General features: G+C 66.7%; 17 protein-coding genes and 1 pseudogene. 3 read left to right on the forward strand and 15 right to left on the reverse strand.

The window, feature by feature from the left end; all coding sequences use genetic code 11:
* Positions 1 to 68: 68 nt before the first annotated feature.
* The 3 genes from OX89_RS14860 to sbcB all read right to left on the reverse strand — a co-directional run bounded on the left by OX89_RS14860 (position 69) and on the right by sbcB (position 4,481).
* On the reverse strand, positions 69 to 2,078 hold the full coding sequence (locus OX89_RS14860) for a sigma-54-dependent Fis family transcriptional regulator (RefSeq protein WP_047351215.1): 2,010 nt from the start codon (positions 2,076 to 2,078) through the stop codon (positions 69 to 71).
* 70 nt (positions 2,079 to 2,148) lie between these two features.
* Positions 2,149 to 3,033 carry an NAD-dependent protein deacetylase gene (locus tag OX89_RS14865; RefSeq protein WP_047351216.1) on the reverse strand — a complete coding sequence of 295 codons (885 nt, stop codon included), beginning with the start codon at positions 3,031 to 3,033 and terminating at the stop codon, positions 2,149 to 2,151.
* 8 nt (positions 3,034 to 3,041) lie between these two features.
* Entirely contained in the window at positions 3,042 to 4,481 is a 1,440-nt protein-coding gene (sbcB, locus tag OX89_RS14870; protein WP_047351217.1) for an exodeoxyribonuclease I, read from the reverse strand.
* Between the two features lie 180 nt (positions 4,482 to 4,661).
* On the opposite strand from sbcB, the pseudogene OX89_RS14875 reads away from it, so the two are divergent.
* A pseudogene (locus tag OX89_RS14875) lies at positions 4,662 to 5,951 on the forward strand (lytic murein transglycosylase); the annotation flags it as partial.
* 92 nt (positions 5,952 to 6,043) lie between these two features.
* On the opposite strand, the gene OX89_RS14880 reads toward OX89_RS14875, so the two are convergent.
* From OX89_RS14880 to dnaE, 7 genes are all read right to left on the reverse strand, one after another.
* The gene (locus OX89_RS14880) at positions 6,044 to 6,754 is read right to left on the reverse strand and encodes an ABC transporter ATP-binding protein (RefSeq protein WP_015913233.1); all 711 of its coding nucleotides are present in this window, start codon (positions 6,752 to 6,754) and stop codon (positions 6,044 to 6,046) included.
* Between the two features lie 10 nt (positions 6,755 to 6,764).
* Positions 6,765 to 7,964 carry an ABC transporter permease gene (locus tag OX89_RS14885; RefSeq protein ID WP_047351218.1) on the reverse strand — a complete coding sequence of 400 codons (1,200 nt, stop codon included), beginning with the start codon at positions 7,962 to 7,964 and terminating at the stop codon, positions 6,765 to 6,767.
* On the reverse strand, positions 7,961 to 9,112 hold the full coding sequence (locus OX89_RS14890) for an efflux RND transporter periplasmic adaptor subunit (RefSeq protein WP_047351219.1): 1,152 nt from the start codon (positions 9,110 to 9,112) through the stop codon (positions 7,961 to 7,963). The genes OX89_RS14885 and OX89_RS14890 overlap by 4 nt, the downstream gene beginning before the upstream one ends.
* Positions 9,109 to 9,717 carry a TetR/AcrR family transcriptional regulator gene (locus OX89_RS14895; RefSeq protein WP_011805096.1) on the reverse strand — a complete coding sequence of 203 codons (609 nt, stop codon included), beginning with the start codon at positions 9,715 to 9,717 and terminating at the stop codon, positions 9,109 to 9,111. The genes OX89_RS14890 and OX89_RS14895 overlap by 4 nt, the downstream gene beginning before the upstream one ends.
* Before the next feature lie 251 nt (positions 9,718 to 9,968).
* Positions 9,969 to 12,317 (reverse strand): ATP-dependent Clp protease ATP-binding subunit ClpA, encoded by a 2,349-nt coding sequence (gene clpA, locus OX89_RS14900; protein WP_047351220.1) that lies wholly within the window; start codon positions 12,315 to 12,317, stop codon positions 9,969 to 9,971.
* 60 nt (positions 12,318 to 12,377) lie between these two features.
* On the reverse strand, positions 12,378 to 12,746 hold the full coding sequence (gene clpS / locus OX89_RS14905; RefSeq protein ID WP_047351221.1) for an ATP-dependent Clp protease adapter ClpS: 369 nt from the start codon (positions 12,744 to 12,746) through the stop codon (positions 12,378 to 12,380).
* A 77-nt stretch (positions 12,747 to 12,823) separates the two neighbouring features.
* Entirely contained in the window at positions 12,824 to 16,363 is a 3,540-nt protein-coding gene (gene dnaE / locus OX89_RS14910; RefSeq protein ID WP_047351222.1) for a DNA polymerase III subunit alpha, read from the reverse strand.
* A gap of 134 nt (positions 16,364 to 16,497) precedes the next feature.
* On the opposite strand from dnaE, the gene OX89_RS14915 reads away from it, so the two are divergent.
* On the forward strand, positions 16,498 to 17,295 hold the full coding sequence (locus OX89_RS14915; RefSeq protein ID WP_015913419.1) for an outer membrane protein assembly factor BamD: 798 nt from the start codon (positions 16,498 to 16,500) through the stop codon (positions 17,293 to 17,295).
* On the opposite strand, the gene OX89_RS14920 is transcribed toward OX89_RS14915, so the two are convergent.
* Positions 17,258 to 19,324: an ATP-dependent DNA helicase gene (locus OX89_RS14920; protein ID WP_047351223.1), complete on the reverse strand. Its 2,067-nt coding sequence runs from the start codon at positions 19,322 to 19,324 to the stop codon at positions 17,258 to 17,260. The two genes, OX89_RS14915 and OX89_RS14920, sit on opposite strands and share 38 nt — an antisense overlap.
* A gap of 170 nt (positions 19,325 to 19,494) precedes the next feature.
* On the opposite strand from OX89_RS14920, the gene OX89_RS14925 reads away from it, so the two are divergent.
* Positions 19,495 to 20,298: a PP2C family serine/threonine-protein phosphatase gene (locus OX89_RS14925; protein ID WP_011805090.1), complete on the forward strand. Its 804-nt coding sequence runs from the start codon at positions 19,495 to 19,497 to the stop codon at positions 20,296 to 20,298.
* A gap of 59 nt (positions 20,299 to 20,357) precedes the next feature.
* On the opposite strand, the gene OX89_RS14930 is transcribed toward OX89_RS14925, so the two are convergent.
* The 4 genes from OX89_RS14930 to odhB all read right to left on the reverse strand — a co-directional run bounded on the left by OX89_RS14930 (position 20,358) and on the right by odhB (position 24,995).
* Positions 20,358 to 21,044: a hypothetical protein gene (locus OX89_RS14930; protein WP_047351224.1), complete on the reverse strand. Its 687-nt coding sequence runs from the start codon at positions 21,042 to 21,044 to the stop codon at positions 20,358 to 20,360.
* The gene (gene zapE, locus OX89_RS14935; RefSeq protein WP_047351234.1) at positions 21,044 to 22,141 is read right to left on the reverse strand and encodes a cell division protein ZapE; all 1,098 of its coding nucleotides are present in this window, start codon (positions 22,139 to 22,141) and stop codon (positions 21,044 to 21,046) included. Before zapE ends, OX89_RS14930 begins: the two co-directional genes overlap by 1 nt.
* Before the next feature lie 83 nt (positions 22,142 to 22,224).
* Positions 22,225 to 23,652 (reverse strand): dihydrolipoyl dehydrogenase, encoded by a 1,428-nt coding sequence (lpdA, locus tag OX89_RS14940; protein WP_047351225.1) that lies wholly within the window; start codon positions 23,650 to 23,652, stop codon positions 22,225 to 22,227.
* An 89-nt stretch (positions 23,653 to 23,741) separates the two neighbouring features.
* Positions 23,742 to 24,995 carry a 2-oxoglutarate dehydrogenase complex dihydrolipoyllysine-residue succinyltransferase gene (gene odhB, locus OX89_RS14945; RefSeq protein WP_047351226.1) on the reverse strand — a complete coding sequence of 418 codons (1,254 nt, stop codon included), beginning with the start codon at positions 24,993 to 24,995 and terminating at the stop codon, positions 23,742 to 23,744.
* Positions 24,996 to 25,005 lie beyond the last annotated feature (10 nt).

A 25,005-nucleotide genomic window follows, 5' to 3' on the forward strand; every position in this document is an offset into this window, starting at 1 on the left:
TATCGGCGGCGTTTTTCAGGTCAATTTCGACTAAATCGCCCGCCCAACCAGCGCAAAGCGCTCCTTTTTCAGGAGCGACACGACTGCGCGCGCAGGTAGCGGTACACCGTGTTGCGCGACACGCCCAGCGCGCGCGCGGCGGCGGAGACATTGCCCGCGTGCGCATCCAGTGCCTGCTGCAGCGCATGGGCCGCCACATCGCCCAGCGGCCGCACGCTGGCCGGGGCCGGAGCCGGGGCCGCGGCGCGCGCGCCGTCCGCTAGCGGCACCGCTGGCTGAGAGAACGCCTGCGCCACCACGCGGCCCTGCTGCGCCAGCGCCTCGCATTCCTCCAGGAAGTCCTCCGGCAGGTGCGCGCACGTGATCGCGTCCGCGCCCTCGGCCAACAGCGCCGCCGTGCGCAGCACGTTGGACAGCTGGCGCAGGTTGCCCGGCCAGGCGTGGGCGGCGAACAGCGCCATCACCTCGGGCGCCACCGGTATGGGGCTGTCTGCGGCGGGAGAGTCATGCTGGGCGCGCAGCAACCGCTGCACGATCACCGCCAGGTCCGTGCGCTCGCGCAGCGCAGGCAGTCGCACTACCAGGCCGTTCAGCCGGTAGTACAGGTCGTCACGAAACTGGCCGTCGGCCATCATGGCGCGCAGGTTGCGGTGCGTGGCGCAGACCACGTTCACGTCCACCTCGATCTGCCGCGTGCTGCCCAGAGGCGCCACGCTGCGCTCCTGCAGCACGCGCAGCAGCCGCGCCTGCATGGCGAGCGGCATGTCGCCAATCTCGTCCAGGAACAGCGTGCCGCCGTGCGCCTGCACGATCTTGCCCACGCTGCCCTTGCGCCGCGCGCCGGTGAAGGCGCCCTCTTCGTAGCCGAACAGCTCGGCCTCGATCAGCGACTCGGGAATGGACGCGCAGTTCACCGCCACGAAGGGCCCTCGCGCGCGCGGGCCGTCGTTATGGATGGCACGCGCCAGCAGCTCCTTGCCGGTGCCCGTCTCACCCAGGATCATCGTGGGCACGCCACGCCCCAGCAGCCGCGTGACGCGCTCGATCACCTGCGCCAGCTGGGCATCGCCCGTGTCCAGGTAGCGCAGGCTGGACAGGCCGGGGGTCGCAGCAGGCCGCGCGCGCGGCGGCGGGGCCGCGGCCGGGCCGTCCGGGCACACCGGCAGCGTGACGCCGCCGCGTGGCGCAAACTCCACCTGTGCGTGCACCGACACGCCTGCCGGCAGTTGCAGCGCCAGCAGCGTGGGCACCGAGCGGCGCGCATGCTCCAGCAGCGCGCCCATCGACAGGCCGAACAGCGAGGTGAAGGTGTGTGCCGCCAGCGCCGGTCCCGACAACCCCAGCTGGAACTGCGCGCTGCGGTTGGCTGCCAGAAAGCGCCCCTGCGGGGTGAACGCCGCCAGCCCTTCCATGAGCGTGCCCAGGAACTCCGCGCGCGCATGAAAGCGCAGGCGCACGGCATCCTCGTACACCTTGCCGAAGAGGTGGTTCTCCACCATCGCGGCGGACATGCGCACCAGCGCCAGCGTGTGGGCGCTGTGGCCGCGGCGGTCGCCGCTCACGTCCAGCGCGCCGAGGATCTGCCCCTGCGGGTCCAGGATGGGAGCGCATGAACAGGTGAGGAACTGGTTGGCTTCCAGGTAATGCTGGCGCCCGTTGATCTGCACCGCATCGCCCAGGGCCAACGCCGTACCAATGGCGTTGGTGCCCTTGCTGCGCTCCGACCAGCCCGCACCGGGCTGCAGGGCCACGCGGCCGGCGCGGTCCAGGAAGGCATCATCGCCCTCGGCATGCAGGATCACCCCCTGCGCGTCGGTCAGCATCACCATGCTCTGCGTGCCGCGCAGCTGCTGCGCCAGGGTTTCCATGACGGGCCGCGCATGGGCGCACAGGGCCTCGTTGCGTGCCACGGTCCAGGCCAGGGTTTGGCGGTCCAGCAGGTGCAGGTCGGCCTGCTCATGGGGCTGCAGCCCGAACGACTGCGAGCGGGCGTGGGCCTGGGCGACGACGCCTGCCGTGGTCAGCGCCAGCGCGGCACCCGCGGAAGGATGCGCGCCGGGCGTTGCGATGCGGTGCATGGTGTCTCCTATGCAAGCTGTGCGCTGCACGGCACGCGGCCAGGCGGCGCTTTGGGACCGCACGATAGCATCAACGGCCGCTGATGAGCCCAGCAACCGCGGCGGGCACGCAGGCATGGGGCTGCGCCCACCCGTGGGCCAACGCCTGCAGGGCAGTGCCTGCGTCCTGCTCCAGCTTGAGCGCCAGCAGCCCGTCGGCCCGTGTACGCCCCTGGTTGACCGCTGCCACCGGCAGGCCCGCATCGACCGCCGCCTGCACGAACCGGAAGCCCGAATACACCATGAGCGACGAGCCCACGACGAGCACCGCGTGCGAGCGTGCCAGCGCCGCGCGCGCGGCCTCCACACGCTCGCGCGGCACGCTCTCGCCAAAGAACACCACGTCGGGCTTGAGCAGGCCGTTGCCGCAGTGCGCGCAGGAAGGCACATCGAAGCCGCCGAAGTCCCGTCCGTCCAGATCGGCGTCCCCATCGGGCGCGGCGCCGGCCTGCAGCGCCACCCATCCAGGGTTGCGCCGCTCCAGTTCGTGTTGCAACGCGGCACGCGGCGCACGCATGCCGCAGTCCATGCACAGCACGGTGTCGATGCGCCCGTGCAGGTCCAGCGTGCGCTGGCTGCCCGCTGCGCTGTGCAGGCCGTCCACGTTCTGGGTCAACAGCAGTTCGATACGGCCCGCCGCTTCCAGCGCAGCCAGCGCACGGTGCGCAGAACCGGGCTGGGCGCGGCCCATCACCCGCCAGCCTAGCAGGCTGCGCGCCCAGTAGCGCCGGCGCGTGGCTTCATCGCCCATGAAAGCCTGGAAGGTGACGGGCTGGGGGCGCTTCCATTCACCGTTCTGGTCGCGGTAGTCGGGAATGCCCACCTCCGTACTGCAGCCCGCGCCCGTGATGACGAACAACCGCGGATGGCGGCGCACGAAGTCAAGCAGCGCATCAACGTTGGCGGCAGCTTGCATCACAGCCCTCAGTCCATGCCGGGCGCGATGCTCTCGGCGTAGTCGTACACCGCGCCAAGGATGGCCTCGGTGCGTTCGTCATCGGCCTCGGCGCCCAGCGTGTCCAGGCGCTCGAACAGCGCGTCGAACGTCAGCCCGCCGCCCTCGCCCTCCACCAGCATGGCGACGCGGTGCGCCTCCCAGCGCTCCTGCTCCTCGGGCGAGAGCGTGTGCGGGAAGTTGCGCGCACGGTAGCGCCAGACCAGCTCGGCCAGGCGCGCGTCGTCAAAACCCAGGCGCTCGTGCGCCAACTCTTCGCCGGGCAATGCGCGCAGACGGTTCAGGCGGCGGCGGTCCTCATTGCCCACGAAGCCCCCGTACAGGTCCTGGTCCACATCCAGCGGCCCCTCCGCAGGGCGCTGGAACACCTGGGCCCACACGGCTGTCAGGTCGGGCAACGCGCGCGCCGCGGCGGCATGCAGCGCGGCCTGTGGCAGGTCGATGCCCCAGCGCTGCGCCATGTCCGGCGTGAGCGTATTGAGGTTACCCACCACCATCGGCGACTTGTTCAGATGCACGCTCTTGAGCGGCAGGCGTGTCACGCCCTCGGGCAGGTCGGCCGCGCGCGTGAACAGGCGCGTGCGGATCTCGTCAGCGGACAGCCGGGCCAGCTCGGAAGGGTCTTGCGCCAGATCCCAGGCCAGCAGCTCATTCTTGTTGGTCGGGTGGCTGGCCAGCGGCCACATCACGGCCAGGCAGCCGCGTTCGGCAGGGAACATGCCCGAGACGTGCAGGAACGGCCGTGCCTCCTGCGCCGTGGTGGGCAGGCGCAGCTCGGCCGCCACGCGGTCCTTCTTGTGCAGGGACAGCGCGAAGTCGAACAGCCGGGGGTTGTGTGAACGGATGAGCCGCGCCAGCGCGATGGTCGCACGCACGTCCGACAGCGCGTCGTGCGCGGCCTCGTGCGCCAGGCCGTTGGCTTTGGACAGATGCTCCAGGCGGAAGCTGGGCTTGCCGTCCACCTCGGGCCACGCGATGCCCTCGGGACGCAGCGCGTAGGTCAGGCGCACCACATCCAGCAGGTCCCAGCGGCCGCACTGGTTCTGCCACTCGCGCGCATACGGGTCCATGAGATTGCGCCAGAACATGAAGCGCGTGATCTCGTCGTCGAAACGGATGGTGTTGTAGCCCACGCCAATGGTGCCGGGCAGCGCCATCTCGGCCTCGATGCGGGCGGCGAATTCGCGCTCGGGCAAACCCTTTTCCAGGCACAGCTGGGGCGTGATGCCGGTGATCAGGCACGACTGCGGATCCGGCAGATAGTCGTTGGCCGGGCGGCAGTAGATCATCAGCGGCTCGCCGATCTCGTTGAGCTCGGCATCGGTGCGGACGGCGGCAAACTGTGCGGGGCGGTCGCGGCGCGTGTTGGCGCCAAAGGTTTCGTAGTCGTGCCAGAGAAAAGTGTGCATGAGGAAGAAGTTGCAGCCGGAAACAGTGCCAGGGCGAAGTATGCATGGCAGGCCGGCACAATGGCCGCATGCGTTTTCTCTTCATGCCCGACATCCTCGCCCGGCGCCGCGCCGCCGCCTCCGCACTGGGCCTGGCAGCACTGGCGGGGTGCGCCTCCGCTCCGCCCGCTACCCCCGCCNGTAGCGGCTCCATGCGCTGCACCCAGCGCCCCGGCGCCCGCGCCGGTCATCCCCCAACTGCCCTCGCCCGCAGCGCCCACCACCCCGGCGCCTGCCCCGGCAGCATCCACCGTGGAACCTGCGAGCACGCCGGTCGCGCCGGCGGCGCCCGACACCACCGCAACCACGCTGGCCGGCTTCCACGCCTGGGTGAGCGCCTTTGCACGCGATGCGCTGGCCGCCGGCATCCGCCCGCAGACCGTGGCCGCCACCCTGGGCCAGGCGCAGTGGCAACCGCGCGTGGTGGAACTGGACCGCGCCCAGCCCGAATTCACCCGCCCGCCCTGGGCCTACCTGGACAGCGCCGTGTCACCCCAGCGTATTGCGCAGGGACGCGAGCAGCGCCGCCAGTACGCCGACGCGCTGGACGCGGCAGCGCAGCGCTACGGCGTGCCCGCCAGCGTGGTCACGGCCATCTGGGGCATGGAGAGCAACTATGGCCGCAACTTCGGCAGCTTCCGCACCGTGGATGCGCTGGCCACCCTCGCCTACGACGGGCGCCGCAGCGCCTGGGCCCAGCGGGAGCTGCTGGCCGCGTTGCGCATCGTGGACCAGGGCGACATCGCGGCCGACGCGCTCATCGGCTCCTGGGCCGGGGCCATGGGGCACACGCAGTTTCTGCCCTCGGTGTTCCTTGCCCATGCGGTGGATGCCGACGGGGACGGGCGGCGCGACATCTGGGGCAGCGTGCCCGACGTGGTGGCGTCCACGGCCAACTTCCTGTCCCATTCGGGCTGGAAGAGCGGTGAGCCGTGGGGCGCCGAAGTGCTGCTGCCGCCCGGCTTCGACTACGCACGCGCCGAACTGAGCGTGCGCCAGGCCAGCAGCGACTGGGCCGCTGAAGGGGTGCGCGGGGTGGATGGCGCAGAACTGCCGCCGCTGCAGGACGCCTCCGTCCTTACCCCGGCAGGCGCGCGTGGTCCCGCCATCCTGGTCGGGCCCAACTTCCGCGCGCTGCTGCGCTACAACAACTCGGTGAACTACGCCCTGGCCGTGGGCCTGCTGGCACGGCAGATCGACGGCGGCGCGGGCCTGGCATCCGCCTGGCCGCGCGAACTGCAGCCTCTGTCGCGCAGCGAAGTACGCGCGCTGCAGGAGGCGCTGAACGCGCGCGGCCTGGACACCGGCACGCCCGACGGCGTGGCAGGGCCCGCCACGCGCGCTGGGGTGCGCCGCTACCAGCAAAGTGTGGGCTTGCCCGCCGACGGCTATGCCACGCGCGAACTATTGCAGCGACTGCTGACGCCCTGAGCCGGCGTCACCGCGTTGTTTTACTCCTTTTTTGATAGCTACTAGCGCTTTCTGCATGGGCGCTAGAGCCTGATTTCATCAATATCGCCGCTTCACTCGAAGCCGCGACCCTCGCCCGCCTCCTCGTGGGTCACGCCGTCGCGTATGTGGTAGATGCGCTTGAAGGTGGGGATGATCTTCTCGTCGTGCGTGACGACGATGATGGCCGTCTCCAGGCGCCGCGCCATGTCGTTCAGGATGCGGATCACCGCCATGGCACGTTGCGAATCCAGCGGCGCCGTGGGCTCGTCGGCCAGGATCACCGGCGGGCGGTTGACCAAGCCGCGGGCGATGGCCACACGCTGCTGCTCCCCGCCCGACAGTTGCGATGGCATGGCCGTGGCGCGGTGCTGCACGTCCAGGGCCGTGAGCAACTCCAGTGCGCGGCGGCGCGCCTCGTCGTTGGGCACGCCGGCCAGCATGGGCAGCAGCGCCACGTTGTCGGTGGCATCCAGAAACTGGATCAGGTACGGCGCCTGGAACACGAAGCCGATCTGGTCGCGGCGCAGCGCGCGCAGGTCGGGTACTTGCCAGCCGTCGTCATAGATCACCGTATCGCCCAGCGTCATGCGGCCCGACGTGGGGTCGATCACCGCGCCCAGGCACTTGAGCAGCGTGCTCTTGCCCGAGCCGGACGGGCCGATCAGGCCCACCACCTCACCCGGTGCCACGTGCATGTTCACGTCCTTGAGGGCGAGGAACGCCGTGTCGCCGGAGCCGTAGCGCTTGGTCAGGCGCTCGATGTGGATCCCTTTCCTGCTCATTGCTGCGTCCTCACCCTATCGCCTCGGCCGGATCGACCCGCAGCGCCATGCGGATGGCCACCACGCTGGAGAGCACGCAGATCGCCAGCACCGCGATGAAACCCGCCACCGTATCGAACGGCACCAGCAGCACGTATTTGGGAAACAGCGGCGCGGCAAAGGTGGCCGTGATCTTGCCAACGACGAAGCCGATCACGCCCAGCACCAGCGCCTGCTGCAGGATCATCCAGGCGATGGTGCGGTTGCGCGTGCCGATGAGCTTGAGCACGGCAATCTCGCGGATCTTGTCCATCGTCAGTGTGTAGATGAGAAAAGCCACGATGGCCGCACTGACCAGCGCCAGGATCACCAGGAACATGCCGATCTGCTTGGCCGATGTGGCGATGAGCTTGCCCACGAGGATGCCTTCCATCTGCGCCCGGTCATACACCGTGAGCCGCTTCCAGCGGCGGATGGGCTCGGCCACCTCCTGGGATGTGAAGCCCGGCTGCATGCGCACCAGCACGGCATTCACATAGCTGTTGCTGGTTTGCGAGGCCACCACCGCGTCCAGCAGGTCGGGAACGCCGGGGCGGTTGAAGGCCGGGTTGGCCTCGGTGCGCCGGCGCTGCATGAGGATGGCGTCGTTGTCCTTGAGGAACTGCGCCTCCTGCGCATCTTTCAACGGTATGAACACCATCGGGTCGCCGCTGGACGAGACCATGCGCCGCGTGAGGCCCACCACCGTGTAGTGGTTGCGCCGAATCTTCAGCACATCGCCCAGACGCACGCCGGCTGCCACGTCGGCGACGGCCTCGTAATGGCCGCGCGTGATCTGGCGCCCCGCCACCAACTGCGGTGGCCAGCCGGGCGCGCCTGGGCCGCTCGCGGTGATGCCCACCACCATGGAGCGCACATCCTTGTCGCCGTGGCCCACCTGCATGGTCAGGTAGGTGATGTTGGCGGCCTGCGCCACGCCCGGCATGGCGCGGATGCCGCGCCACAGGTCGTCGGGCACGCTGGAGGATTCCGCGTAGGGGCCCAGCGTGTCTTTCTGCACCACCCACAGGTCGGCGCCGCTGTTGTCCAGCAGCACCTTGCCGTCGTCCACCATGCCGCGGTAGACGCCCGCCATGGTCAGCGTCACGCCGATCAGCAGGCCCAGGCCGATGCCGGTGAAGACGAACTTCCCCCAGGCATGCAGAATGTCGCGCCCTGCCAGGCTGATCAAGGCGCCACCCCGGCAATGCGCTCGACCACGTGCACGCGGCTGCGCGCCGTGAGCGCCCTCTCGCTGTACACCACGATGGAGTCGCCCACGGCCAGCCCGTCCAGCACCTGCACATGGCCGTCGAGGTCCGCACGGCCCAGGCGTACCTGCGCAAACTGCGGCTTGCCACCGACCAGCTTCCACACGCCGCGCTGCCCGTCCACGAAGCGGATGGCCGCATTGGGGATGGTGGGCGCTTCGGGCAGTGCCGGCAGGCGCACGGTGACCTCGGCCAGTTCACCGACGGGGGGCAGCGGTGTAACCGGTGCATCGAAGACGATCTTGGCCAGCGTCTCCTCTGTCACCGCGTCCGCCAGGGGCTCGACGCGCAGCACGCTGCCGACCAGGTTGTCCCCGCGGCGCGAGCGCAGCACCACCTCGGCCGGCAGCCGGGCCGCCAATCCTTGGGCGGTGATCTGGTCAAAGCGCGTGTCGATCCACAGGCTGGCCGGGTCGATGAGCTTCACCACCGCCTGCCCCGCCACCACGGTCGTGCCAGGGTCGGCATCGCGCGCAGCCACCATCCCGGGCACGGGCGCCACCAGCCGCAGGTTGCCACGCTGCGCGCGCAATGCCTGCAAGTCAGCGCGCAGACGGCTCGCATCCTCGCGGGCAGCGGCCAGCGCGGCGTCCGCCACGGCCAGTTCCTGCTGCTTGGTGGCGTAGCTTTCCTCGCTGGTGCCGCGCACGGCCACCAGTTTCCCGTAGCGCTGGTGCTGGGTCTGCGCATAGCTCTGCCTGGCCTCTGCCTGGCGCAGCGCGGCTTCGGCGCTCTTGATGGCCGCCTGCTGTGCGCGCAGGCGGTCGTCCAGGTCCACCGGGTCCATTTCGCCCAGCACCTGCCCCGCCTGAACCCTGTCGCCCACCTGCACGTCCAGGCGCTGCACGCGCCCGGCGAAGGTGGGGCCGATCTTGTACAGATACCGCGCCTGCACCGTGCCGATGCCCGAGAGTGCCGGGGCAATGGCGCGCGATTGCACGCTGCCCAGCGTGACCGCCACGGGCGCCAGCGGCCCCGAACGCAGGGCGACATAGACGAACAGCGCCACCAGCGGCGCAATGACGGCGATCAGCGCCAGCGTGCGGCGCTGCAGACGGGGAAACTTCATAGCGCTCTTCCGATGCCGCGGCGGTAAATGGCAAACACGCCCTGCGCATCGCGGCGCATGCGCTGCACGTCACCCGCGAGCAGCGACTGCATCACCAGCCCCTGCACGGTGCCGATGAACAGCACGGCAGCGGCCTGCGCATCCAGTTGCGGGTCCAGCTCGCCCGCAGCCTTGCCGGTCTCCAGCAGCCCGCGCAGGCGCTCGCCGTAGGCCGTGATCAGGGTCTGCACCATCTGCTTGGGCAGGGTTTGGCCGGGGCGTTGGAGCTCCCCAAAGATGAGGCGTGGCACACCGGGCCGCTCGCACACGAAATGGATGTGCGCCATGAACACCGCCTCCAGCGCCGCCAGGGGAGAGGCTGCCCCATCCGCGGCCGCGTCCACGCGCGCCATGAGACGCTGCGCCACCCACGACATCACCGCCTGCAGGATGGCGTCCTTGGACGCGAAATGCCGAAACAGTGCCCCCTGCGTCACGCCCATATGCTGGGCAATGGCGGTGGTGGTGATGTCGCTGGGGTTCTGCTGGGCCGCCAGATCGACCACGGCCTCCACCGTGGCGATGCGCCGTTCGTCGGCGGGCAGGTACTTGGGCAGTTCACTCATGCAGCCACCTAAAGAAAGTAACTTATTACTATCTTATCGACAAACACACTGTGCGCAAGGCACGAATGCCCTTCTGGAGCATCCCGGGTTCTCATTCGCACGACCACCCCCTGCAATTCGCTCTCTTATCGATAGCTGCTCTCGCTTGGTGGATGGGCGTCAGAGCCGCTTTTGCTCATAAGCATGGCGAGCACCCATAAAAAAACCCGCAGCGCGGGCTGCGGGTTTGTTGAAACGCGGCGGTGCCGGAATCAGTCGGCGGTGGCTTCTTCGGGTTCGGCCGGTTCGGACTTGGCTCCGCGCTCCTTCTTGGGCACCGGCTGGATGTCCAGCAGCACCTCGGAAGTCTCCACGCCCTTGTCGTCCGTCTTGAGCTCAATGTCCACCGTCAGACGCCCGCCTTCGGTCAGACGACCGAAGAGCAGCTCATCCGCCAGCGCCTTGCGGATAGTGTCCTGGATCAAGCGCTGCATGGGGCGCGCGCCCATGAGCGGATCAAAGCCCTTCTTGGCCAAGTGCTTGCGCAGCGCGTCGGTAAAGGTAACTTCCACCTTCTTCTCGGCGAGTTGCTGCTCGAGCTGCAGCAGGAACTTGTCCACCACGCGCAGGATGATCTGCTCATCCAGCGGCTTGAAGCTCACGATGGCATCCAGGCGGTTGCGGAACTCGGGCGTGAACAGGCGCTTGATGTCGCCCATCTCGTCGCCCGCCTGGCGCGGATTCGTGAAGCCGATAGCGGCCTTGTTCATGGTCTCGGCGCCCGCGTTCGTCGTCATGATGATGATGACGTTGCGGAAGTCGGCCTTGCGCCCGTTGTTGTCCGTCAGCGTGCCATGGTCCATGACCTGCAGCAGCACGTTGAAGATGTCGGGGTGCGCTTTCTCAATTTCGTCGAGGAGCAGCACCGCGTGCGGCTTCTTGGTGATGGCCTCGGTCAGCAACCCCCCCTGGTCGAAGCCCACGTAGCCCGGAGGCGCACCGATCAGACGGCTCACGGCGTGGCGCTCCATGTACTCCGACATGTCGAAGCGGATCAGGTCCACACCCATGATGTAGGCGAGCTGCTTGGCGGCCTCGGTTTTGCCCACGCCTGTGGGGCCCGAGAACAGGAAGGAGCCGATCGGCTTGTCCGCCTTACCCAGTCCCGAGCGTGCCATCTTGACGGCGGCGGCGAGCACCTCCAGCGCTTTGTCCTGGCCGAAAACCACGCTCTTGAGGTCGCGCTCAAGCGTCTGCAGCTTGCCGCGGTCGTCATTGGACACGTTGGCAGGCGGGATGCGGGCGATCTTTGCCACGATCTCTTCGATCTCGGCCTTGCCGATGGTCTTCTTGCGCTTGGACGGCGTGAGGATGCGCTGCGCTGCGCCAGCCTCGTCGATCACGTCGATGGCCTTGTCGGGCAGGTGGCGGTCATTGATGTACTTGGCACTCAGCTCGGCCGCGGCCTGCAAGGCGGCGGCGGCGTACTTCACGCTGTGGTGCTCCTCGAAGCGGCTCTTGAGTCCCTTGAGGATGTCGATGGTCTCCTGTACCGTTGGCTCGACTACGTCCACCTTCTGGAAGCGCCGCGACAGCGCCGCGTCCTTTTCGAAAATGCCGCGGTATTCGGTGAAGGTAGTCGCGCCGATGCACTTGAGCTGCCCGCTGGACAGCGCAGGCTTCAGCAGGTTGGACGCATCCAGTGTCCCGCCCGACGCCGCGCCCGCACCGATCAGCGTGTGGATCTCGTCGATGAACAGGATGGCGTTGGGCTTGTCTTTCAGGCTCTTCAAGACGCCCTTGAGGCGCTGCTCGAAGTCGCCGCGGTATTTGGTGCCCGCCAGCAGCGCGCCCATGTCCAGCGAATACACCGTGGCCTCGGCCAGGATCTCGGGCACGTCATTCTGCGTGATGCGCCATGCCAGGCCCTCGGCAATGGCCGTCTTGCCCACGCCGGCCTCGCCCACCAGCAGCGGGTTGTTCTTGCGCCGGCGGCACAGGATCTGGATCGTGCGCTCGACCTCGTAGTTGCGGCCGATCAGCGGGTCGATCTTGCCGTCCTTGGCGGCCTGGTTCAGGTTGAGGGTGTACTGCTCCAGCGGAGAGGCCTTCTCGCTACGCTCGCTCTGCCCGCCCTCTTCTGCTTCCGCCTGGCCATCGGGCTTGGCGGGCTCGGGCGGCTCGCCCTTCTTGATGCCGTGGGCGATGTAGTTCACCACGTCCAGGCGCGTCACACCCTGCTGGTGCAGGTAGTAGACGGCGTGCGAATCCTTTTCGCCGAAGATGGCGACGAGCACGTTGGCGCCCGTGACTTCCTTCTTGCCGTTGCCGGTGGACTGCACATGCATGATGGCGCGCTGGATCACGCGCTGGAAGCCCAGCGTGGGCTGGGTATCCACCTCGTCCGTGCCGGCGACCTGCGGCGTGTTGTCCTTGATGAAATTCGTCAGCGAGGCGCGCAGATCATCGATATTGGCTGCACATGCGCGCAGCACTTCGGCTGCGCTGGGGTTATCGAGCAGTGCAAGCAGCAGGTGTTCCACGGTGATGAATTCGTGGCGCTGTTGACGGGCCTCGACGAAGGCCATGTGCAAGCTGACTTCCAGTTCCTGGGCAATCATGTGAGAACTCCTTTGTTGCTTGCGTGTTGGGGATAACTGTAGATCGGGGGCAAAAGCCTTTTATTCAACAGGCTCACTGAGGCATTGCAGCGGATGGCCCGCCTTGTGCGCCGCATCCAGTACCTGTTCGACCTTGGTGGCGGCCACATCGCGGGTGTAGACCCCGCACACGCCTTTGCCATCCAAGTGGATCTTCAGCATGATCTGCGTGGCGGCCTCGCGGTCCTTATTGAAGAACTCCTGCAGGATGACGACGACAAACTCCATGGGGGTGTAGTCGTCATTGAGCATGACCACCTGGTACATCTGGGGCGGCTGGGTCTTCTGTGTACGCCGCTCCAGCACGACCGAACCACCCTCGTCCCAGGACGGAGGGGTGGGAGCCGGCACCGGCGCGGGGATTGGGGGGGTGGTTGCCATGAATTTCATTCTAGCGAGGCCGATGCGGCACCTGAGCAGACCTCACATGGTGCCGCGCGGGCTTTTTTCAAGCGCTGATCACAGCCCTATTCATAGACCACATTCACAGCACCGCTGCCCGCCTGAGCGCTCCACGCGGCCAGCGCGGCATCGCTGGGAAAGAACCGGCTGGCCTCTCCCAACTGCACCTCGGCCGTGGCCGCGCCAGCCGCCGCTGTGCAGCGCAACTGCATGCGCACGCGCAGGCCATGGGCAAGCACCTCGCCGTGTTCGGTCTCCTCCCGTTGCGGAGGATAGTCACGCACCAGCGCCCCGATGTCTGGCAACTGCTGCCCCAGGCACACCTGCAGATAGCGCCCATAGCGTGCCCGCGCACCCGCCAAATCCCAGACCTGCTGCACCTTCATGCGCAGGCCTCCGCTGAAGTGGTCCAACTGCAGCCGACCACTCACCACTACGAATTCATCGTCCTTGAGCAGGCCGGCGTTCGCGTTGATCAGCCCTTCGTCGGCGGAAGCCTCGATGACGCCCGACTTGTCGTCCAGCTTGAACAACGCCAGCCTGCCGCGCTGCCCGTTGATGACGCGGTAGTCGCTCACGATGCCGGCGACCACCTGCGTCTCGCGGCTGTCCACCAGTTCGTCGATAGCGGTGCGCACGAAGCGGCGCACTTCCTGGTGCACTTCGTCGAACAAGTGGCCCGAGAGGTAGAAGCCCACCGCGGTCTTCTCCTGCATCAGCCGTTCCTTGATGCCCCAGGGCATCACATCCACCAGATCAGGCTCCTGCGTGCTGGAGCCGATGGCGTCATCGCCCATCATGTCGAACAGCCCGCCTTGGTTGGCGTTGGCGATCTGCGCATTGGCAAACTCGAACGCCCGATCGAGGGAAGCCACGAGCGCGGCACGGTTGAGCTGCAGGGCATCGAAGGCGCCCGCCTTGATGAGCGCCTCCACCGTGCGCTTGTTGACGCGCGTGCGGTCCACGCGTACGCAAAAGTCAAACAAGCTCTTGAAAGGCCCCCGGGTTGCGCCCTGTGGGCCCACGCCCTGCCCTTCGCGTGCGGCGATGATGGCCTCGATCGCCTGCTGTCCCGTGCCCTTGACGGCGCCCAGGCCATAGCGGATGACCTTGTCCGTCACCGGCTCGAAGCGGTAATTGCCCCGGTTGATGTCCGGCGGCTCGAAGGTCATGCCGAAATGTTTGACCGCGTCTTCATAGAGCACCTTGAGCTTGTCGGTGTCGTCCATTTCCACGGTCATATTGGCGCAGTAAAACTCCGCCGTGTAGTGCACCTTGAGCCACCCGGTGTGGTAGGCCAGCAGCGAATAGGCGGCGGCGTGAGACTTGTTGAAGCCGTAACCCGCAAACTTTTCCATCAGGTCGAAGACCTCGTCGGCCTTGTCCTGACTGATACCCTTTTCGGCTGCACCCTTGCGGAAGATGGCACGGTGCTCGGCCATTTCCTCGGCCTTTTTCTTGCCCATGGCGCGGCGCAGCATGTCGGCGCCGCCGAGCGAGTACCCACCCAGCACCTGCGCCGTCTGCATCACCTGCTCCTGGTAGACCATGATGCCGTAGGTCTCGGCCAGCACGGGCTCCACCAGCGGATGCGGGTACTCCACCACCTCCTTGCCGTGCTTGCGGTTCACGAAGCTGGGAATAAGGTCCATGGGGCCGGGCCGGTACAGGGCATTCAAGGCGATCAGGTCTTCCAGCCTGCTTGGGCGCGCTTCCTTGAGCATGCCTTGCATGCCCCGGCTTTCAAACTGGAACACGGCTTCTGTCTTGCCGTCCGAGAACAGTTTGTAGGTCGCAGCATCGTCCAGGGGAATGTTCTCGAACGCGAAGTTTTCCTGCCCTTTGTGGCGCTGCATGATGAACTCACGCGCGATTTCCAGGATGGTCAGCGTCGCCAAGCCCAGGAAGTCGAATTTCACCAGGCCGATGGCCTCCACGTCGTCCTTGTCGTACTGGCTCACCGCCGATTCGCTGCCTGGCTGCTGGTACAGCGGGCAGAAATCGGTCAGCTTGCCCGGCGCGATCAGCACGCCGCCGGCGTGCATGCCAATATTGCGCGTCATCCCTTCGAGCTTTTGCGCCATCTCGATGATGGTGCGCACGTCCTCCTCCTTGCGCACGCGCTCGTACAGGATGGGTTCCAACTCCAGGGCGTAGTTGTTCTTGTCCCCTTCCTTCTTGGGCTCTGGCGGGTAGGCCAGCGTATAGGTCTGGCCGGGTTTGCCGGGCACCAGCTTCGAGATACCGTCACAGAACGTGTAGCTCATGTCCATCACCCGCCCCACGTCGCGGATGGCTGCCTTGGCCGCCATCGTGCCGAAGGTGGCGATCTGGCTCACGGCCTCCTTGCCGTACTTGTCCTTCACATAGTCGATCACCCGGTCGCGGTTGGCCTGGCAAAAATCGATGTCGAAGTCGGGCATGGACACCCGTTCGGGGTTCAGGAAGCGCTCGAACAGCAGGTTGTATTGCAGCGGATCCAGATCCGTGATCTTGAGCGCATAGGCCACGAGCGAGCCCGCACCCGAGCCGCGCCCGGGGCCCACTGGGCAGCCGTTCTTCTTGGCCCACTGGATGAAGTCACCCACGATGAGGAAGTAGCCTGGAAAGCCCATCTTCAGGATGGTGCCCAGTTCAAACTCCAGCCGCTCCTGGTAGCGGGGGCGCTGGCGGTCGCGCTCGGCGGAGTCCGGATACAGGTGCAGCAGCCGCTCCTCCAGGCCCTCGTGGGACGCGTGGCGGAAGTACTGCTCCATCGTCATCCCACCCGGAATGGGGAAGTTCGGCAGTTGCGGCTTGCCCAGCACCAGCGACACATTACAGCGCTTGGCCACCTCAACGGTGTTGGCGAGGGCGCTGGGTACGTCGGCGAACAGCGCTTCCATCTCGGCACTGCTCTTGAAATACTGCTCGCGCGTGAAACGGCGCACGCGCCGCGGATTCGCCAAGATCTCGCCCTCGGCAATGCACACGCGCGCCTCGTGCGCCTCGTAATCGTCCGGCGTTGCGAACTGCACCGGGTGGGTGGCTACCACCGGCAGGGCCAGGCGCGCGGCAAGCTGCACCGCGGCGGTGACATGGGCTTCGTCGTCAGTGCGTCCGGCGCGCTGAACCTCCAGGTAGAAGCGGTGCGGGAAGATGCCCGCCAGACGCAGCGCCAGCTGCGCAGCTCCGGCGTCATCGCCCTTCATGAGCGCCTGCCCCACGGGACCGGCCTGCGCTCCAGCGAGGGCAATCAGGCCGTCGCCCAATTCCTGCAGCCACTGCCAGGTGCACAGCGCCTGGTTCTTGACGATGTTGCGCGTCCACGCGCGGGTCAGCAGTTCGGAGAGGTTCAGATACCCGGTGCGGTTCTGCACCAGCAGCACCATGCGCGAGGGTGCGCCTGCCGCTTCGCCCTCCAGGTAGATTTCGGCGCCCAGGATGGGCTTGACGCCCTTGCCCCGGCCTTCCTTGTAGAACTTGATCGCGCCGAACAGGTTGTTCAGGTCAGTGATCGCCAGGGCGGGCTGGCCGTCTTTCGCCGCCGCCTTGACGACCTCGTCGATACGGGTGGTTCCGTCCACGACGGAAAATTCAGTGTGCAAGCGCAAGTGGACAAACATGCGGCATTGTAGGAACGCGGGCATGTCCCATGCTTGCTCAGGGCCCCGCGCGCAGCATCCTTACAATGGCGCCATGCGGCCGCTCCATGGAGGTGCCGCCGCCGTCGCACACCCTTAGTACAAGAGCTGCCGCCATGCCGCGTTTTCCCCTGCCTTTGATTTCTGCCCTGCTCGCCGCCGGCCTGCTGGCTGCCTGCTCCAGCACGCCTGAAGACAAGACCGCTGGCTGGAGTACCGACAAGATTTATTCGGAAGCACGCGACGAGCTCAATGGCGGCTCTTACGACAAAGCCGTGCCGCTGCTGGAAAAGCTGGAAGGACGCGCCGCCGGCACGCCGTTGGCACAACAGGCCCAGTTGGAAAAGGCCTACGCGCAATACAAGGGCGGCGAGAAGGCGCAGGCTATTGCCACGCTGGACCGCTTCATGAAACTGCACCCCGCCAGTCCCGCGTACGACTATGCGCTGTACCTCAAAGGCTTGGTGAATTTCAACGACAACCTGGGCCTGTTCTCGTGGCTCTCGCGCCAGGATCTGTCGGAGCGCGACCAGAAGGCCGCCAAGGACTCGTTCGAGTCCTTCCGCGAACTGGTGACCCGCTTCCCCGAGTCGCGCTACACGCCCGACGCCCGCCAGCGCATGACCTACATCGTCAACTCGCTGGCGCAGTACGAGGTACACGTGGCGCGCTACTACTATGAACGCGGCGCATATGTGGCCGCCGTGAGCCGCGCGCAGAGTGCGGTTGCCGACTACAAGGACGTTCCAGCGACGGAAGAGGCTCTGTACATCCTGGTTCGGTCGTACGACGCGCTGGGACTCACGCAACTGCGTGACGACACCCGCCGCGTGATGGATGCTTCCTATCCTCAGAGCAGCCTGCCGCAGACGGGATTCAAGGCGAAGGCGAACCCCTGGTGGAAGTTCTGGTAAGGGCATCCAGTGCCGCGCCGAACTCTTCCTGCGTATGCAGCCTCCGCATGGGGGGCAATGCCCGCAGCAGAGGCTTGCCATAGCCCTTGTGCAACAGACGTGTGTCGGCGATGACCAGTATGCCGTGGTCGTTCTCGTTGCGGATCAGCCGGCCGGCCCCCTGCTTGAGCGCCACTGCCGCCGATGGCAGGGCGTGTCTGCGGAACACGTTGCCACCCTGGTCCGCCAGCCGCCGTGCCTGCGCCTGCTCCCACGGGTCACCCGGAGCGGGGAATGGCAGCTTGTCGATCACCACCATCTGCAGGGCCTCGCCTGGCACGTCGATCCCCTCCCAGAACGACGCCGCCCCCACGAGCACATGGCCCGCCGGCCGGCCGCTCGCGTCAAGCTGGGCACGAAAGCGCTCCACCATGCGCGACCGTGAGGCATGTCCCTGCACCAGCACCTCGATGCCGCCGCCGGGCGCGAAACGGCGGCATAGCTCATCCGCGATCACCGCAAGCGCCCGCAGACTGGTGGTCAACACCAGCGTATGCCCGCCAAGCCTTGCTACGGCATCACCCACCCAGCGCGCAAGCTGAACGCTGTGCCCCGCGTCGGAAGGCAGCGGGAGTGCGGGCGGCACATACAGCGCCGCCTGCCGCGCGTAGTCGAAGGGGCTAGGCACCTGCAGGGTACGAGCGCCCTCCAATCCACAGGCATCGGTGAACCAGCGCAGGTCCTTGCCATCGCCCAGCGTGGCGGAGGTATAGATCCACGAACGCGGTGCGGACGCGGCAGGCGGTTCGTCGCTCTCGTCCCAGGCGCCCTGCGTGGGGGGCTTTCCCTTCCACAGCGTGCGCAGGGCGCCGGCCACATCCAGGGGTGTTTCCACCATGCGCAACGCGCCTGCAGATTCAATCCAGCGCACCGTGCCAGCGTCCGCGTCGGAACAGAAATGCAGTACACGCTCCAGCAACGCGACCGTCCGGCTGTGCAGGTGGGCCAGATCGGGAGCGTGCTGCGCCACGCCGTCCAGTGCGGCCAGCACCGCGCGGAGTGCCGCCACCGCCCCCTCCAGCGCACCGTCCCAGGCAGACGGATCCAAGGCCTCGGGTGTGATGCCCGTCCAGGCGATGCGGGAGCCGGCTGCATCGGCATCTTCGCCCGGAGCGACCGCCAGGCGCAGCGCGTGCGCGCACTGGCGCAGGTGCTGGAGCAACCCCTGCCAATCCGCAGCGCCGCGCGCATGCCGCGCCCCAGCCGCCACCACATCCTGCCCAAGTTGCAGCAGCTGGCTGGTGCTGACATGTGTGCCCAGGAACTGGGCCGCGGTCTCGGCCAACCGGTGGGCTTCATCGAACACCACGACCCGGGTGTCCGGTAGCAGTTGCGCGGCCCCCGCCCCCTGCGCACCGAGGTCCGCAAAGAACAGGTGGTGGTTGATGATGAGCACATCTGCCGCCTGCGCGTCGTGCCGTGCGCGGTAGACATGGCATTGGCGCAACCGCGGGCATCCGGAACCCAGGCAGTTGTCCACCGTCGAAGTGACCTGCCTCCAGGCGGCTGAGTATTCATCCAGACCGGGGACCTCCGCCAGGTCTCCGCTGCGCGTGGACTGGGCCCATCGCTCGACACACGCCAGATCGTGGGCGACTGCTTCGTCATGCCCCTCCCCGTTGCGACGCGCCTGCTCCAGTCGGTAAAGGCAAAGGTAATTGGCCCGGCCTTTGAGGGCCACTACGCGTAGCGGGAGCGCCAGCGCCTGCTGCAGCAGCGGCAGGTCGCGCGTCAACAGTTGGTCCTGCAGTGTCTTGGTGGCCGTGGAAATGAGCACACGCTCGCCGCTCAGCAGTGCGGGAACCAAATAGGCAAAGGTCTTGCCAATCCCGGTTCCCGCTTCCACCACCAGTGACTCCCGGGCGTTGATGGCCTGCGCCACAGCGAGGGCCATGGCCGCCTGCCCCGGGCGGGAACGCAGATCAGGCCGCACACGCGCCAGGGGTCCGTCGGGCGCAAACACCGGGAGGACGAGATCGCTCAAGGACATGCGCCGCGGGCCAAAAGAAGTGTCAGAAAGGAATGGCCTTGCACCAGCCGTGATGCTCTAAAAACACAAGCAGACGCACCAGCGATGACAAGGCCCGGGAGTTGATCATAATAGGCGGCTCCCCCGCTTTCGCGACTGCGAGGCGGCCTTTCGTCCTCCGCTCCAATCCCATGACCAAAGCGTTCCGCCTCATTGCGTCGACCGGCATCCACAAGGGTGACCGCGAGTACCAGCAAGACCAGGTCGCCCTGCTGTCGCACCCGCGTTTCAATGGATGCGTACTGGGCGTGGTGGCCGATGGCATGGGTGGCCGCAGCGGAGGGCGCAAGGCGTCCGACCAGGTGATGCTCACCGCGCGCCAGTTGTTTGAACGCTATTCGCCAGAAACGGACGACGCCGCCGCCCTGCTCAAGCACATCGTGGAGGAGGCGCACATCGTGATCCGCCTCACCGCGATTTCCGCGGAACAGGAGCCACACAGCACCATCGCGGCATTCGTGATCAACCCACGCGGCGATTGCCACTGGGCCCACGCAGGGGACTCGCGCATCTACCACTTCCAGGGGGGGCGGCTGGTGTTCCGCACCAGCGACCACTCCTATGTGCAGGCGCTCGTGGACCGTGGCGAGATCACGGAAGCCGAGGCCAACACCCACCCCCACTCCAACATCCTCGTCGGCTGTCTGGGCACCGAGAGCGACCCTCCCATCACCACCCACCTGATTCCGCAGATGCAGCCGGGCGACGTGCTGCTGGCCTGCAGCGACGGCGTGTGGCACTACTTTTCACCTGCGGAACTGGCGTCGGTCCTGGATTCGCTGACGCCGCGCGAGGCCACCGAGTTCCTCATCGACAAGGCGCGCTCGCGCGCACGCGGGGGCGGCGACAACCTGTCGCTCGCCATCGTGAAGATCGAAACGCTGGTAGAGGAAAAGAAGCCTCCACGCTTGGCGCAACTCACACCCGCCACCTAAAACGCGCGTGGAAGACGGCCCCGCATGGGCCGTGGCGTCCACCGGGCCCTAAAGGGCACTCAACGGTCGCTGCCCGCGGCCGGGGCCGGCGGCGCCAATGCCGGCGACGGCTTGCGGCCGGCCGCCTCGGCTTGCTGGCGCTCAAGGCGTTCGCGGCGCTCACGTGCTTTCTGCTGCTTGGCCTCGTAGCGGGCGCGGGAATCCTGGATGCGCTGGGGCTGCGTTTGCTCACGGCGTTGCACATCGGCCGAATGCTCGGCTGCGCGGCGGCTCTGCTGCTGCGCACGGTCGCGCGCCTCCTGCTCGCGGGGCTTCTGCGGCGCGTTGCGAGGCGCCACCCGCATCGGGGCGGGACGCTCCCCGGCTTCCAGTTTCTGGCGTTGCTCCTGCTTGCGCTCCTCGATTGCTTGCAGGCGTTGCCCCGCCTTCTCCCGGCGCTCCGCATCGTTGATCTGCACTTCCTGGCGGTGCAGCACGTTGTCGGCCTCACGTGCCTGTATACGCACCCTGCGCAGGCAATCCTCCACGGCAAATTGCTGGTAGCAAGCCGCCTCGCCGCGCTCACGCTGCGCCTCGATCTCCCGGCGCTGCGCCTGGATGTGCTCACGCTGGGTCTGGCGCTGCCGCTGCGCCTGCGCTGCATCGGTCACAGGAGCGTCGGCAGCCCACGCCGCCAGGGGAGGCAGCGCTGCCCCACCCATGCACAGGAGGGCTGCGGCAAGAAAGCGGGAAGGCAGTGCAGGCATCAGGTCAGTCCGGTATCGACGACGCGCCGCTCAAGCGCCAGGAATTCCTTGGATTGCATCTCATTGAGGCGCGAAATGGTGCGTGGAAACTCATGCGCCAGGGGGCCTTCCGTATAGAGCTGCTCGGGCGGCACGGCGGCGGAGACGACGAGTTTCACCCGCCTATCGTAGAGCACGTCCACCAGCCAGGTAAACCGGCGCGCGGGCGACGCCATGCTGACAGGCATGTAGGGCACGTTGGACAGCAGCACCGTGTGGAACTGCGAGGCGATTTCCAGATAGTCGTTCTGCGACCGGGGGCCCATGCACAGCTCGCGGAAGTCGAACCACACCACGCCGCCCGCACGGCGGATGGCCTTGATCTCGCGCGCCTCTATGTGCAGCACCGGGTCTTCGTCACGCACTTCGGCCAGCTGCTCGAAGGCGTGCTGCATGGCCGCGTCCGCCGCGGGGCCCAGGGGCGTGTGGTAGAGCTCGACCAGCTCCAGCGCACGGCGCCGATAGTCCGTGCCGTTGTCCACGTTCACCACTTCCATGCGCTCGTTGAGCAGGTCGATGGCGGGCAGGATGCGGTCGCGGTGCAGGCCGCCGGGGTACAGTTCGTCGGGCTTGAAGTTGGAAGTGGTGACAAAGCCCACGTCGTTGTCGAACAGCGCCGCCAGCAGGCGGTGCAGGATCATCGCGTCAGTGATGTCCGCGACGTGGAACTCGTCAAAACAAATCAGCTTATAGCGCTTGGCGATGCGCGCACCCAGCACATCCAGGGGGTTCTGCGTCCCCTGCAGGCCAGCCAGTTCACGGTGCACTTCGCGCATGAATTCGTGAAAGTGCAGACGCACCTTGCGCTTGATGGGTACGGCGTTGAAGAAGCAGTCCATGAGGAAGCTCTTGCCCCGCCCCACACCGCCGTACATGTACACGCCACGCGGCACCTGGGGCCGGTTGATGAGCTTCTTCAGCGTGTTGGAGCGGCGCTGCTTGTACGCTCCCCATTCCTGGGCACAACGCTCCAGCGCGTTCACGGCCCGCAACTGGGCCGGATCGCTCTTGAAGCCCTTGGCGGCCAGCTCGGCCTCGTACGCCTGCCTGACGTTCACCCGCATGTTATCCCTATGCTTCAAAAACAATAGCTGCCAGCGCTTGTCACACAAGCGCTGGCAGCTATTTTTGCCTCAAATTATCAGAAATTGAGGGTGCGCTTGTCCACGGCCAGCGCCGCTTCCTTAGTGGCTTCGGACAGCGAGGGGTGGGCATGGCAGATGCGCGCAATGTCTTCGCTCGATGCCTTGAACTCCATGGCGACCACGGCTTCGGCGATCAGTTCGGAAGCCATCGGACCGACGATGTGCACGCCCAGGATTTCGTCCGTGGCTGCGTCGGCCAGGAACTTCACCATGCCAGTGGTGTCGCCCAGCGCGCGCGCGCGGCCATTGGCCAGGAACGGGAAGGTGCCCGCCTTGTACTTCACGCCGTCGGCCTTGAGCTGCTGCTCGGTGCGTCCGACCCAGGCGATCTCGGGGCTGGTGTAGATGACCCAGGGGATGGTGTTGAAGTTGACATGGCCATGCTGGCCAGCCATGCGCTCGGCCACGGCCACGCCCTCTTCCTCGGCCTTGTGCGCCAGCATGGGGCCGCGCACCACGTCGCCCACCGCCCACACGCCGGGCAGGTTGGTCTTGCACTCGCCATCAACCACAACGGCGCCGCGCTCATCCAGCTTCAGGCCCACCCCTTCGGCGTTCAGGCCGGTGGTGTTGGGCACGCGGCCGATGGAGACGATCAGCTTGTCCACTTCCAACACCTGGGCCTCGCCCTTGGCGGTGGTGTAGGCGATGCTCACGCCCTTCTTGCCAGCCTTGACTTCGCCAATCTTCACGCCCAGCTCGATCTTCAGGCCTTGCTTGTCAAAGGCCTTTTTGGCCTCCTTGGCGATCTGCTCGTCCACCGCGCCCAGGAACGTGGGCTGGCCTTCCAGAATGGTCACGTCGGCACCCAGGCGGCGCCACACGCTGCCCATTTCCAGGCCGATCACGCCGGAGCCGATCACGCCCAGCTTCTTCGGCACGCTGCCGATGGCGAGCGCGCCGTCGTTGGACAGGATCTGCTCTTCGTCGAAGGCCGCACCGGGCAGCGCACGTGCGTTGGATCCGGTGGCCACGATGACCTGCTTGGCGGTCAGCGTTTCTTCGGCCTTGCCGGTGACCTTGATTTCATAGCCGCCGTCCACCGCCTTCACGAAGGAGCCGCGGCCGTGGAAAAAGGTCACCTTGTTCTTCTTGAACAGGTACAGGATGCCGTCGTTGTTCTGCTTCACGACGTTGTCCTTGCGGGCAATCATCTTGGCCACGTCCATCCTCACGCCCGTGGCGGTGATGCCGTGGTCGGCAAAGTGCAGGTTGGCATGTTCGAAATGCTCGGACGACTGCAGCAGCGCCTTGGAGGGAATGCAGCCCACGTTGGTGCAGGTACCGCCGGGTGCGGCGCCGCCAGCGGCGTTCTTCCACTCGTCGATACAGGCCACATTCATGCCCAACTGGGCGGCGCGGATGGCGGCGATGTAGCCGCCAGGGCCTGCGCCGATCACGATGACGTCAAATTGCTTGCTCATGGTTCAAAAACAGTATCTGGTGATGAGAAAAAACCCACCGCTGGACCGGGCCGGGGGTGGGTTTTCGTATGCGTCGAACCCTGTGGGAATTACAGGTCGAACAACAGGCGCGACGGGTCTTCCAGCGCATCCTTCATGGCTACGAGGCCCAGCACGGCTTCGCGGCCGTCGATGATGCGGTGGTCATAAGACATGGCCAGGTAGTTCATCGGACGCACCACGACCTGGCCGTTTTCGACCACGGCGCGGTCCTTGGTGGCGTGCACGCCCAGGATGGCCGACTGCGGCGGGTTGATGATGGGGGTGGACATCATCGAGCCGAAGGTGCCGCCGTTGGAGATGGAGAACGTGCCACCGGTCATCTCTTCGATGCCCAGCTTGCCGTCGGCCGCCTTCTTGCCGAATTCGGCGATCTTCTTTTCGATGTCGGCAAAGCTCATCTGGTCTGCGTTGCGCAGGATGGGCACCACCAGGCCGCGCGGCGAGCCCACGGCGATACCGATGTCGAAGTAGCCGTGGTAGACGATGTCGTTGCCGTCCACCGAGGCGTTGAGCACCGGGTACTTCTTGAGGGCATGCACCGCTGCCTTCACGAAGAAGGACATGAAGCCCAGCTTCACACCGTGCTCCTTGGTGAACTGGTCCTGGAACTTCTTGCGCAGCTCCATCACCGGCGCCATGTTCACCTCGTTGAAGGTGGTCAGGATGGCGTTGGTGGACTGCGACTGCAGCAGGCGCTCGGCGATGCGCGCGCGCAGGCGGGTCATGGGCACGCGCTGCTCGGGGCGCTCGCCCAGCTCTTCCTTGGACGCGGGCGCGGTCACCTGCGGCAGGGCCTTGGTGGGCACGCCGGTGGGGATGACGGCCGCGGTGGACTTCACCCCGCCGGCCACGGCCGACAGCACGTCGCCCTTGGTCACGCGGCCATCGCGGCCGCTGCCCTGCACCTGCGAGGCCGACAGGTTGTTCTCGGCCAGCAGCTTGGCGGCTGCGGGCATGGCCACGTCGCCCTTGCTGCCACCCGCGGCCGGTGTCGGCGCGGAGGCCGTGGCCGCCGGTGCGGCAGCGGCGGCTGCCGGCGCCGCGGCCGCAGCGGCCTTGCCTTCGGTGTCGATCTTGGCGATGACCTGATCGGAGGTCACCGTGCCGCCATCGCCCACGACGATCTCGGCGAGCACGCCGGCCGCAGGCGCGGGCACTTCCAGCACCACCTTGTCGGTTTCGATCTCGATCAGGATCTCGTCCTGGGCGACGGCCTCCCCGACCTTCTTCTTCCATTGCAGCATCGTGGCTTCGGCCACGGATTCGGACAGCTGGGGGACCTTGACTTCAACGATGGACATGTTTCGAATG

The sequence above is a fragment of the Diaphorobacter sp. J5-51 genome, from assembly GCF_001023515.1.
Taxonomy (GTDB): Bacteria; Pseudomonadota; Gammaproteobacteria; order Burkholderiales; family Burkholderiaceae_C; genus Diaphorobacter; species Diaphorobacter nitroreducens.